The sequence below is a fragment of the Streptococcus sp. oral taxon 056 str. F0418 genome (assembly GCF_000220065.1).
Lineage (GTDB): Bacteria > Bacillota > Bacilli > Lactobacillales > Streptococcaceae > Streptococcus.
This window is the reverse complement of record NZ_AFQU01000001.1, coordinates 755,246-767,277: the sequence shown is the minus strand read 5'-3', so window position 1 is coordinate 767,277 and position 12,032 is coordinate 755,246. Positions and strand designations below refer to the sequence as shown.

Genomic DNA, 12,032 nt, shown 5'->3' with positions numbered 1-12,032 from the left:
AAAAAATTATGATGTTAAAACCGTCTATTGATACCTTGTTGGATAAGGTACCATCTAAGTATTCATTGGTTATTCTTGAAGCGAAACGTGCGCATGAATTAGAAGCAGGCGCAGCAGCAACGCAAGAATTTAAATCTGTAAAGTCAACGCTTCGTGCATTAGAAGAAATTGAATCAGGTAATGTAACGATTCATCCGGATCCAGAAGGAAAACGTGAAGCTGTTCGTCGCCGTGCGGAAGAAGAGCGTTTACGAAGAGAAGAAGAAGAGCGCAAAATTAAAGAGCAAATCGCCAAAGAAAAAGAAGAAGGTGAAAAAATCTAAGATTGGGGGAACTCAATCTTATTTTTTCTATTACGATTACTTTTTCGGTATAATAAAAGAAGTATATTTCTTAGAAAATAGTTTCTACGTATTTAAAAATGTGAAGGAGAGGAGAGGAAATGTTAGTTGCGAAAGTTATTGTAGATGTCCCGTTAATGCAGACAGATAAGCCGTATAGTTATGCAGTTCCTCTGGAATTCTCTCAGGCTTTGCAAATAGGGATGCGAGTTCATGTTCCATTTGGAAAGGCTAACCGATTGATTCAAGGGATAGTGCTTGATATTCAGGAGGAAGAAGAAACAGAGCTAAAAGAGCTTGTAGAAGTCTTGGATTTTAGTCCTGTTTTGAATGATGAGCAACTTTGGCTGGCTGATCAATTACGTAAGACTGTCTTTTCTTATAAAATATCACTTTTAAAAGCCATGCTGCCTAATTTTTTAAATTCGTCCTATGATAAGATTCTTTATCCAACAGAAAAATTATCATATGAGGAAAAGCTTGATGTATTTGGTGACCAATCTTGCCTCCATTTTTCTGATTTAGATAAGAAACGCCAGGCAAGATTCATGCGTCTTTGTCAGTTAGGAAAGCTTCGTTTAGAATACCAAGCTACAGATAACAAGCAAGTAAAGACCGAAAAATGGTATCGTGCAAATAAAGAGGCATTGACATCGGCTGTTATTTCGGGGCGTGCGAAAAGAAAACTTGAGTTGAAAGATTATTTGCTAGCACAAGAGCAGGAAAGCATATTATCAGACCTAAGAAAAGACTTTTCTAGGGAGTTGGTGCAATATTTTATTGACCAAGACTTGATTGAGATTGAAGAAAAAGAAGTGAGTCGTACAGCTGAATATTTTGATAGAGAACGCCAGGATAAAAAGCTTGTGTTAAATGAGGAACAGCAATTTGCTGTTACAGAAATCACAAAAAATATAGGGAAAAAATCACGTCCGATTTTACTAGAAGGGATCACGGGGAGTGGCAAGACTGAGGTATATCTGACAGTCATTGAACAAGCTTTGCAAAAAATAAAACGGCTATTATGCTGGTGCCAGAAATTTCTCTGACACCGCAAGTGACAGATCGTTTCATTGCTCGCTTTGGAGATCAAGTGGCAATTTTGCACTCTGGCCTATCTAATGGGGAGAAGTATGATGAGTGGCGAAAAGTCGAAAGAGGAGATGCCAAGGTTGTTGTAGGAGCGCGGTCAGCTATTTTTGCTCCATTGAAAAATATCGGCGTCATTATCATGGATGAGGAGCATGAGTCTTCCTATAAGCAGGATGCAAATCCCCGCTACCATGCTCGTGAGGTTGCAGTATTAAGAGCGCAGTATAATCAAGCAGCTCTCGTTTTAGGCTCTGCGACTCCAAGCTTAGAAACAAGAGCGAGAGCAGGCAAGGGACGCTATCAATTTTTACGATTGACACGAAGGGCGAATCCATTAGCTAAGATGCCTCAAGTTCAAGTGATTGATTTTCGTGATTATATCGGTCAAAATGAAGCAAGCAACTTTACACCTCTTCTTTTGGAGGCTATCAAAGAACGTTTGGAACGATGCGAACAAGTTGTTCTTATGCTCAATCGGCGTGGTTACTCTAGCTTTGTGATGTGTAGAGAGTGTGGGGCAGTGGATACTTGTCCAAACTGTGATATTTCCCTGACTTTGCATATGGATACTAAGACAATGAACTGCCACTATTGTGGCTTTACAAAGGACATACCGCATGCCTGTCCAAACTGCTCTAGTAGAAGTATGCGTTATTATGGAACGGGGACTCAAAAGGCTTATGATGAATTGGAAAAGGCTTTTCCTCATGCCCAAATTTTGAGAATGGATGTAGATACTACTCGCAAAAAAGGTAGTCATGAGCAAATATTAGAAGCATTTGGTCGAAAGGAAGCTGATATTTTACTGGGGACTCAGATGATCGCTAAGGGACTGGATTTTCCTGATGTCACATTAGTAGGGGTGTTAAATGCAGACACTGCCCTGAATTTGCCAGATTTTCGCTCTTCTGAGCGGACTTTTCAACTGCTGACTCAGGTGGCTGGTCGAGCAGGCCGAGCCGACAAAGAAGGTCAGGTGTTGATTCAGTCTTATAATCCTCATCACTATGCGATCGAATTTGCAAGAAGGCAAGATTACGAAGGTTTTTTCAACCATGAAATGAACCTTCGTAGGCAATTAGGTTATCCACCTTATTATTTTACTGTTGGATTGACCCTGTCTCACAAAGACGAGGAATTTTTAGTCAAAAAATCGTACCAAGCACTGGATATTTTACGGTCAGGTTTGTCTGATCAGGTTAAAATTCTCGGGCCTACGCCAAAACCTATCGCTCGCACGCATAATCTCTACCATTATCAAATTTTACTGAAATATCGTTTCGAGGATCATTTACAAGAAACCTTGGACCGTATGTTAGAGTGGACTCAAGATAGGGAGAATAAAGACTTGCGTGTTAGTATTGATAATGAGCCTCAAAATTTTATGTAAAAGGAAAAACATATGACAAAAATCATTTTTATGGGAACACCAGATTTTTCAGCAACTGTTTTAAAAGGATTGTTGGAAAGCAAGCAGTATGAAATTGTGGCGGTTGTGACGCAGCCTGATCGTGCAGTTGGTCGAAAAAAGGAAATTCGCATGACACCAGTGAAAGAGCTTGTGCTGTCCTACGATTTGCCAATTTACCAACCAGAGAAATTGTCGAATAGTCCTGAGTTAGATGAATTGATGACACTCGGAGCAGACGGAATTATAACCGCTGCATTTGGGCAATTTTTACCAAGTCGACTATTAGATAGTGTGGCTTTTGCTGTCAATGTCCATGCCTCACTGTTGCCCAAATATCGTGGTGGAGCGCCGATCCATTATGCTATTATCAATGGTGAGAAAGAAGCTGGCGTCACCATTATGGAAATGGTTAAGGAAATGGATGCTGGTGATATGGTGGCTAGTCGATCCACTACGATTGAAGATAGTGACAATGTGGGGACTCTTTTTGAAAAGCTCGCTGTTATCGGCAGAGACCTTTTATTAGAGTGCTTGCCAGCATATATTGCAGGCGAACTCAAGCCTATTGCACAGGATGTTCGTCAAGTTACTTTTTCACCAAATATCACACCAGAAGAAGAGCGAATTGATTGGCAGAAAACGAATCGTCAGATATTCAATCATATTCGAGGTATGTATCCATGGCCAGTTGCTCACACTTTGTGGCAAGGAGAACGATTTAAAATCTATGAAGCTACTCTTGCTGATGGCACAGGTAAACCAGGTGAGATTTTAGAAGTCGGAAAGAAACACTTAGTTGTTGCGGCTGGTGAGGGGGCAATTTCGCTTCAGACGGTTCAGCCAGCGGGTAAGCCCAAAATGAGTATTGCTGATTTTTTAAATGGAGCAGGCCGAAACTTAGCAGTAGGAGATAAATTTGGAATCTAAAACAAAAAGTGCGCGTCAAACTGCTTTAATGGTCTTAGAAGATGTTTTTGATAGAGGAGCTTTTTCAAATATTGCCCTGAACAAGGCACTAAATAGCAATCAACTCTCCCATAAGGACAAAGCCTTAGTGACAGAGATTGTTTATGGAACTGTGGCGCGCAAACTGACGTTAGAATGGTACCTATCTCACGTTATCGAGGATAGAGATAAGCTGGATTCTTGGCTTTATGTACTTTTGTTATTAAGCCTTTATCAGATGATTTACTTAGATAAAATCCCTGTTCATGCTGTGATTCATGAGGCGGTAGAAATTGCTAAGAAACGTAAGAAAGGTGCAGAAAAATTTACGAATGCTATTTTACGCAGAATTGAGCGTGAGGGTGTGGCTGATATTGACCTCATTAAGCGAAAAAACAAACGCTATTCTATCCAATATTCAACACCTGTCTGGTTAGTGAAGGCTCTGATAGAAGAGTATGGAGAAGAACGCTCCTTATTAATTTTAAATAGTTTATTTGATCGCAATAAAGCTAGCATTCGTGTGACAGATTTAGCGCAAAAAAAAGAATTAAAAGAGATTTTAGAAGCAGAGGACTCATTGTTGGCTCCTTCGGCACTAGTCAAAAAGCAGGGGCACTTTGCTAGTCATGAGCTTTTTGCAGATGGTAGCATTACAATTCAAGATGAGTCTAGTCAGTTGGTAGCGCCGACTCTGGACATTCAGGGAGACGAAGAAGTTTTAGATGCCTGTAGCGCACCTGGTGGAAAGACCTTACATATAGCTTCATATTTGTCGAGTGGACACGTGATGGCTTTAGATTTATATGACCACAAGCTACAGTTAATAGAAGATGCTGCAAAACGCTTGGGATTGGCAGATAAAATAGAAACAAAAAACTAGATGCCAGAAAGGTCTATGAAGAATTTGGGAAAGATGCTTTCGATAAAATTTTGGTAGATGCTCCCTGCTCAGGTATGGGGCTCTTACGACGAAAACCCGACATCAAATATAACAAAGAAAATGCAGATTTTCTCTCTTTGCAAAAAATTCAGCTAGAGATATTGGATAGCGTTTGTCAAAGTTTGAGAAAAGGTGGTATAATAACCTATAGTACTTGCACGATATTTTCACAAGAAAATAGTCAGGTGGTTTCTATGTTTTTAGAAAATCATCCAAATTTTGAGCAAGTGATATTAGAACATGACAGAAAAGATATTCTAAAAGATGGATGTATCTTAATTACGCCTGAGTTGTATGGAAGTGATGGATTTTTTATCAGCCAATTTAGGAGAATATCTTAATTGAGGAGGACACTGACAGAATGGAAATAGCATTATTAACAGATGTTGGTCAAAAACGGACAAATAATCAAGACTTCGCCAATCATTTTGTCAATCGTGCTGGAATGCCTTTGATCGTTTTGGCAGATGGTATGGGAGGACACCGTGCTGGTAATATTGCCAGTGAGATGACGGTGACTGATTTAGGAGCTGCTTGGGTGGATACCCAGATTGATTCTATTAATGGTGTGAGAGAATGGTTCGCAGAATATTTAGAAGCTGAGAACAGAAAGATTCACGAAATAGGTCAGTCGGATGAATATAAAGGAATGGGAACGACGCTTGAAGCGCTTGCTCTTATTGGAAATCAAGCGATTTATGCTCATGTAGGGGATTCACGGATTGGTCTCGTGCGTGGGGAAAACTATAAACAGCTAACAAGCGACCATTCTTTAGTAAATGCTCTTTTAAAAGCTGGTCAAATTACAGCCGAAGAAGCTGAGCGTCATCCTCAAAGAAATATCATAACTCAATCCATTGGACAAAAAGATGAAATTCAACCAGACTTTGGAATCATTAGTCTGGAAGAAGGAGACTATATTGTGATGAACAGTGATGGTTTGTCCAATATGGTATCTGGTAGCGAAATTTACGATATTTTAATGAGTGATTTATCTCTGACTGAAAAAGCTCAAACTTTAATTCGCTTTGCCAATAATGCAGGAGGACTAGATAATATTACAGTAGCTCTTGTGTATTTTGACAAGGAGGACGAAGCATGATTCAAATCGGCAAAATCTTTGCCGGACGATATAAAATCATCAAACAAATCGGTCGCGGAGGAATGGCAGATGTATACCTCGCTAAAGATTTGATTTTGGATGGTGAGGAAGTGGCGGTAAAGGTACTTAGAACCAATTACCAGACTGATCCTATCGCTGTTGCGCGTTTTCAGAGAGAAGCACGCGCTATGGCTGATTTAGATCATCCACATATCGTTCGTATCACTGATATCGGTGAGGAAGATGGGCAGCAATATCTTACCATGGAATATGTTGCTGGACTTGACCTCAAACGATATATTAAAGAGCACGCTCCTCTGTCAAACGAAGAGGCAGTTCGCATAATGGGGCAGATCCTTCTTGCGATGCGGTTGGCTCATACACGTGGAATTGTCCATCGTGATTTAAAACCGCAAAATGTCCTCTTAACCCCAGACGGCAATGCCAAAGTAACAGATTTTGGTATCGCAGTAGCTTTTGCAGAGACTAGTCTTACACAGACAAATTCAATGCTTGGAAGTGTACATTATTTGTCACCAGAGCAGGCGCGTGGTTCAAAAGCGACTTTCCAGAGCGACATCTATGCTATGGGAATTATTTTCTATGAAATGCTAACAGGACATATTCCTTATGATGGAGATAGTGCTGTAACGATAGCTCTTCAGCATTTTCAAAAACCACTCCCATCAATCATTTCTGAGAATGCAAATGTTCCTCAGTCACTCGAGAATGTTGTTATTAAAGCAACAGCCAAAAAATTAACAGACCGCTATCAAAGTGTGTCGGATATGTATGTCGATCTATCCAGTTGCTTGTCTCCTGAACGTCGCAATGAGAGAAAACGTGTTTTTGATGACACAAGCAAAGCAGATACTAAGACTTTGCCAAAGATTCCACAAGTTGTACCTCCAGTAGCTTCTAGGATAAAAAATGAACCTGCAGTAGAAGCAACACCAAAAAATACATTAGACGAAATCTCTATCAAACCAAAGAAGAAACGCCATTTGCGAACTAGATATAAAGTTTTGTTTGCAGCTATTTTGTTAGTCATCGCTTCTTTCTTCACGTTACTCTATCTGACACCTTCCAATAAAAAAATTCCAGATGTCTCAGGCAAGACAGTTGCTGAGGCCCGTGCGGCGATTGAAAAAGTCAATTTAAAAGTTGATAAAGAAATCGAAGAAAATAGCGATGAAGTTCCATCTGGGTCTGTTATCCGAACAGATCCTGCTGCAGGAACGCAACGCAAAGAAGGAAGTGCAGTTAATTTAATTGTCTCTAAAGGAGCCAAGACGTTGATCATGGAGAACTATATTGGACAAACGTCAGCTCAAGCTATTGAGAGTTTGACAGATGTCTATAAAGTTTCAAAAAGCAATATCAAGGTTGAAGAAGTGGAGACCAATGATGTAGAAGAAGGGACAATCTTTGAACAAAGTCCGGCTGCAGGTGCAACTTATGATGTAACATCTAGCAAAAAGATTACCCTGAAAGTAGCAAAATCCGTTTCCACGGTTGATATGCCAAATTTCGGTAGCCTTCAATACACATATGCGAATGCACGTAACTATTTGATTTCTTTGGGGATTCCTTCCAGTAATATTGAACGGGTAGTGGATCGATCAGTTGTATCTAGCCAGTCAGATCTGGTGACTTCACAATCTCCCGCAACTGGACCGGTTAATCCTAAGAAAGTTAAGGTGACCTTGTATGTGACTGAAGCGACAACGCAAAGCTCAAGTTCTAGCTCGTCATCAAATGGACGAACTTCATCATCTAGTTCTTCAGATGATACAGCATCTAGCTCGAGCTCATCACATCATGATTAATCTAGAGTAGTCCGAAAGGGCTACTTTTCTATGTTTATAGTGTGTCTTTTGACTGACAAAAGAAAATAGAATTTCCTACTCTAGCCTGATAAAAAAATTCAAAATTTTGCTACAATAGAATTACAGAAAGGACAGACGATATGAAAAAAATCCAATTTTTTGTCTTCATAGAAGCCGTTTTGCTGACAATGGCTTTTATCACGATTGTGGCAGATGATTTCTTCCGATTTATTTTTTCTCTGTCTTGTTTTTGCTGTTATTGTATTATTATCTTGGCAAGCAGAGAGGAAACTTTTTCTTAGTAACAGCCTCCATCCTCTTATTCTTTATGATGATGGCAAATCCATTTGTCATAGGAGCTGTTTTATTTGCTGTTGTTTATGGATTAATCGTCGCATTTCCTTATATGTATAAAGATAATGGTTCGACGCATCTTGAATTTGAAGAGGATACGGTTGTTAGGAGGGAAAAAAATCGATGGTTAGGTGATTTACACCATTTTGCTTCTCATGATGATTGTCGGTTCGATGATATTAACCTTTTTCGAATGGTAGGAAAAGATACGATTCATTTAGAAGAAGTTATCTTAACGAATCATGATAACGTCATTGTGCTACGAAAAGGATTCGGAGATACAAAAATTATTGTTCCTGTGGACGTTGCAGTGAGCTTAAAAGTAAATAGCATGTATGGACAGCTTATCTTTTTCGAACAGCCTATTCGTGATTTAAGAAATGAAAGCATTTCCCTTGTCACCTCAGATTTTAAGCGGTCAAATAAGAGTGTAAAAGTAGTCATTGCTAATTTAGTTGGAAATATAGAGGTTGTTCGTAAATGAGAAAATCATACTATTTTGTACTGCTCTTCTACTCATTACTTATCTCAGCCATTATTGTTCATTATGTATTCAGTTTATTTAACTTTCAATGGCAGAGTGCTTTTGGAAATATCCAGACTTTACAAAAATTTATTTTTGTACTCTTTTTCTTAACGATGTCTTTAACCATTTTATTGTTATTAGTTATGAAATTTGTACAAATGGCAACATTATCTTCTATCAAAAAAAATATCCGCCATATTTTGGACGGACAACCTATTCGGCCTAGTCATCAGGTGGATATTGATCGTGGATTTCATAAAATTGCTACTAAGTTAACTCTCTTAACTGAAAATTTACAAAAATCTGAGAATCAAGTATTACAAAAAGAAGAAGTTATTATAGAAAAAGAACGACGACGGATTGCTCGGGATTTACATGATACAGTTAGTCAGGAATTATTTGCTGCTAATATGATTCTATCTGGAATTGCTGGTCGATTGGATTCGTTAGAAAAACATAAAGTAGCACAGCAATTACAAAGTGTGACAGCTATCTTGGATACCGCTCAAAAAGATTTGCGAGTATTACTCCTTCATCTGCGACCGATAGAGTTAGAAGGTAGAAGTTTGGTTGCAGGTTTGGAAGTTATTGTAAAAGAATTGACGGATAAGAGCGATATTGAAGTGCATTTCGAACATCAAGTTGATCGTATTCCCCAAAAAATCGAAGAGCATATTTTCCGTATTGCCCAAGAGATTATCAGTAATACCTTACGTCACGCAAAAGCCAGTCGTTTAGATGTATACCTTTATCAAAATAAGAATGAAGTTCAACTAAAAATGTCTGACAATGGCATTGGCTTTCATCGCGAGAAGCTAGATGAAGTCAGTTATGGATTGAAAAATATAGAAGAGCGAGTATATGATATGGCTGGTGAGATCCAAATTTTAACAGCGCCAAAACAAGGTGTCGCAATTGATATTCGAGTGCCATTGCTAGAAGGAAGTGAAAAATAATATGAAAATTTTATTGGTAGATGATCATGAAATGGTTCGTCTAGGTCTAAAAAGCTACCTAGATTTACAGGCAGATGTAGATGTTGTAGCGGAAAGTGCAGATGGACGTGCGGGGGTAGAGAAGGCCTTAGAGCTTCGCCCTGATGTTATCGTGATGGATATCGTCATGCCCGAAATGAATGGTATAGAAGCAACATTGGCTATCCTCAAAGAGTGGCCAGAAGCTCAAATTTTAATTTTAACCTCTTATTTAGATAATGAAAAGATCTATCCTGTTCTAGATGCAGGTGCAAAGGGATATATGCTAAAAACTTCAAGTGCAGACGAAATCTTACAAGCCATTCGAAAAGTGGCAAAAGGAGAAATTGCGATTGAAACAGAGGTTAGTAAAAAAGTACAGTACCATCGCAATCATATAGAATTACATGAAGATTTAACCGCGCGTGAACGGGATATTTTAGGATTATTAGCTAAAGGCTATGAAAATCAACGCATTGCTGATGAACTTTTTATTTCCCTAAAAACTGTAAAAACACATGTTTCTAACATTTTATCTAAATTAGAAGTAGGAGATCGAACACAAGCAGTTGTATACGCCTTTCAACACCATCTGGTTCCCCAAGAAGACTTTTAAGCTACGCAATACGAGTAATTTACTTTGATAGGATAGGGAATTCATCCTCAAAGTTTTGTGGTATAATAAGAACATCGCATAAGAAGAGGAATGTATGGACGCAAAATTAAGATACAAAGCAAAAAAGATTAAAATTGTCTTTTTTGATATTGATGATACGTTGAGAGTAAAAGACACTGGCTATATGCCAGCCAGTGTTCGTGAAGTTTTTCGATCTCTAAAAGAAAAAGGTATTTTAACAGGGATTGCTAGTGGACGTGGAATTTTTGGTGTCGTGCCTGAGATTCGTGAGCTAGAACCGGATTTCTTCGTAACTCTCAATGGAGCATATGTCGAAGATAAAAAAGGAAACGTTGTTTATCAACAACCAATTGCAAAAGAACTAGTCGAAAAATATATTGCTTGGACCAAAGAAGTAGGAATTGATTATGGACTTGTTGGCAGTCACAGTGCAGCTCTGTCCAAGCGTAGTTCTTTGATTAATAATGCCATTGATATCGTTTATGATCATTTGCCGGTCAATCCTGATTTTTATCAATCAGAAAATGTTTATCAAATGTGGACTTTTGAGGATCAAGGGGACAATTTGCAGTTGCCGGATGATTTATCAAAAGATTTACGGATGGTTCGCTGGCATCCTCATTCCTCAGATGTCGTGTCAGCTAAGGGTTCTAAAGCTAGCGGTGTTCAAAAAGTCATAGAAAAACTAGGCATGAAGCCAGAAAACCTTTTGGTTTTTGGAGACGAATTGAATGATTTAGAATTGTTTGATTATGCAGGGATGAGGATTGCGATGAAGAAATCACATCCGCAAATACTTGAAAAAGCAGATTACATAACAAAATCAGTAGAAGAAGATGGTATCTTTGATGCCTTGGAGAAGCTAGGAATGGTAGAAAAAGAATTGCATTTCCCACAAATAGAAGTTGAAAAAAATAAGGGACCTATTGCTACAATTAAGACGAATCATGGTGATATGAAATTAGTATTATTTCCAGAACAAGCGCCTAAAACAGTTGCTAATTTTATCGCACTTGCAAAAGATGGCTATTATGATGGTGTCATTTTCCATCGCATTATTCCAGATTTTATGATTCAAGGTGGAGATCCGACAGGAACCGGAATGGGGGGTGAATCCATCTATGGTGAAAGTTTTGAAGATGAATTTTCACCAGAATTATATAATATTCGGGGGGCTTTATCTATGGCCAATGCAGGCCCTAATACAAATGGTAGTCAATTTTTTATTGTTCAAAATTCTAAACTTCCATATTCCGCTAAAGAGCTTAGTCGCGGAGGGTGGCCGAAAGAAATCGCAGAAATTTATGCTCGTACAGGAGGAACACCACATTTAGACCGACGCCATACAGTGTTTGGTCAACTCCTAGATGAACAGTCCTATCAGGTCTTAGATGAAATTGCTCAAGTAGAAACCGGAGCAATGGATAAACCTGTCGAAGATGTTGTTATCGAGACGATTGAGGTTGAGAACGAATGAAAATTGGTGATAAATTAAGTGGAATAATTACAGGAATTCAGCCTTATGGTGCTTTTGTGGAGTTGGAATCTGGTGTTACAGGCTTGATTCATATTTCTGAGATAAGGACAGGTTACATAGATGATATTCATGATCTTCTTTCTGTCGGAGATACGGTAGAAGTACAAGTTTTAGATTTTGATGAGTTTACTAAAAAAGCTAGTCTTTCAATGCGCACATTGGAAGAAGAAAAACACCGTTTCCCAAAACGCCATCGTTTTTCAAATGATCGTCATAAATTTGGTTTTGCCCCATTGGCTAAAAGCATCCCTATTTGGACGGAAGAGGCCTTGCAGTTTTTATCCCAACAAAAAGATGAAAAAATCATCCTGAAAAATAGGATGATTTTTCTTTATATATTG

The 12,032-nt window shown here is 38.7% G+C and carries 8 protein-coding genes and 4 pseudogenes; all 12 read left to right on the top strand.

Annotated elements, in window-relative coordinates:
• Nucleotides 1–8 precede the first annotated feature (8 nt).
• Entirely contained in the window at nt 9–323 is a 315-nt protein-coding gene (rpoZ, locus tag HMPREF9182_RS03800) for a DNA-directed RNA polymerase subunit omega (RefSeq protein WP_037602667.1), read from the top strand.
• 119 nt (nt 324–442) lie between these two features.
• Nucleotides 443–2,823, top strand: a pseudogene (locus HMPREF9182_RS03795) (primosomal protein N').
• A gap of 12 nt (nt 2,824–2,835) precedes the next feature.
• Nucleotides 2,836–3,771 carry a methionyl-tRNA formyltransferase gene (gene fmt, locus HMPREF9182_RS03790; RefSeq protein WP_009443856.1) on the top strand — a complete coding sequence of 312 codons (936 nt, stop codon included), beginning with the start codon at nt 2,836–2,838 and terminating at the stop codon, nt 3,769–3,771.
• Nucleotides 3,772–3,799: 28 nt separating this feature from the next.
• A pseudogene (gene rsmB, locus HMPREF9182_RS03785) lies at nt 3,800–5,073 on the top strand (16S rRNA (cytosine(967)-C(5))-methyltransferase RsmB).
• Between the two features lie 20 nt (nt 5,074–5,093).
• Complete coding sequence (locus HMPREF9182_RS03780) at nt 5,094–5,834, top strand: Stp1/IreP family PP2C-type Ser/Thr phosphatase (protein WP_009443748.1); 741 nt, start codon at nt 5,094–5,096, stop codon at nt 5,832–5,834.
• Nucleotides 5,831–7,663 (top strand): Stk1 family PASTA domain-containing Ser/Thr kinase, encoded by a 1,833-nt coding sequence (gene pknB / locus HMPREF9182_RS03775; protein ID WP_009754757.1) that lies wholly within the window; start codon nt 5,831–5,833, stop codon nt 7,661–7,663. The genes HMPREF9182_RS03780 and pknB overlap by 4 nt, the downstream gene beginning before the upstream one ends.
• Before the next feature lie 140 nt (nt 7,664–7,803).
• A pseudogene (locus HMPREF9182_RS11135) lies at nt 7,804–7,994 on the top strand (DUF7649 domain-containing protein); the annotation flags it as partial.
• Complete coding sequence (liaF, locus tag HMPREF9182_RS03770; protein WP_441347889.1) at nt 7,992–8,501, top strand: cell wall-active antibiotics response protein LiaF; 510 nt, start codon at nt 7,992–7,994, stop codon at nt 8,499–8,501. The pseudogene HMPREF9182_RS11135 and the gene liaF, both read left to right, overlap by 3 nt.
• The gene (locus HMPREF9182_RS03765) at nt 8,498–9,499 is read left to right on the top strand and encodes a sensor histidine kinase (RefSeq protein WP_009754490.1); all 1,002 of its coding nucleotides are present in this window, start codon (nt 8,498–8,500) and stop codon (nt 9,497–9,499) included. The genes liaF and HMPREF9182_RS03765 overlap by 4 nt, the downstream gene beginning before the upstream one ends.
• A 1-nt stretch (nt 9,500) precedes the next feature.
• On the top strand, nt 9,501–10,133 hold the full coding sequence (locus tag HMPREF9182_RS03760) for a response regulator transcription factor (protein WP_009443407.1): 633 nt from the start codon (nt 9,501–9,503) through the stop codon (nt 10,131–10,133).
• Nucleotides 10,134–10,227: 94 nt separating this feature from the next.
• A complete protein-coding gene (locus HMPREF9182_RS03755; protein ID WP_009443852.1) occupies nt 10,228–11,631 on the top strand; it encodes a bifunctional Cof-type HAD-IIB family hydrolase/peptidylprolyl isomerase in 1,404 nt (467 codons plus the stop codon).
• Nucleotides 11,628–11,990: pseudogene (locus tag HMPREF9182_RS09900) on the top strand (S1 RNA-binding domain-containing protein); the annotation flags it as partial. The gene HMPREF9182_RS03755 and the pseudogene HMPREF9182_RS09900, both read left to right, overlap by 4 nt.
• Between the last annotated feature and the right edge of the window lie 42 nt (nt 11,991–12,032).

Excerpts from the sequence above, each read along its gene's own strand:
- rpoZ (WP_037602667.1), top strand. The coding sequence starts at position 9 with ATGATGTTAAAACCGTCTATTGATACCTTGTTGGATAAGGTACCATCT.
- fmt (WP_009443856.1), top strand. The coding sequence starts at position 2,836 with ATGACAAAAATCATTTTTATGGGAACACCAGATTTTTCAGCAACTGTT.
- HMPREF9182_RS03780 (WP_009443748.1), top strand. The coding sequence starts at position 5,094 with ATGGAAATAGCATTATTAACAGATGTTGGTCAAAAACGGACAAATAAT.
- pknB (WP_009754757.1), top strand. The coding sequence starts at position 5,831 with ATGATTCAAATCGGCAAAATCTTTGCCGGACGATATAAAATCATCAAA.
- liaF (WP_441347889.1), top strand. The coding sequence starts at position 7,992 with ATGATGATGGCAAATCCATTTGTCATAGGAGCTGTTTTATTTGCTGTT.
- HMPREF9182_RS03765 (WP_009754490.1), top strand. The coding sequence starts at position 8,498 with ATGAGAAAATCATACTATTTTGTACTGCTCTTCTACTCATTACTTATC.
- HMPREF9182_RS03760 (WP_009443407.1), top strand. The coding sequence starts at position 9,501 with ATGAAAATTTTATTGGTAGATGATCATGAAATGGTTCGTCTAGGTCTA.
- HMPREF9182_RS03755 (WP_009443852.1), top strand. The coding sequence starts at position 10,228 with ATGGACGCAAAATTAAGATACAAAGCAAAAAAGATTAAAATTGTCTTT.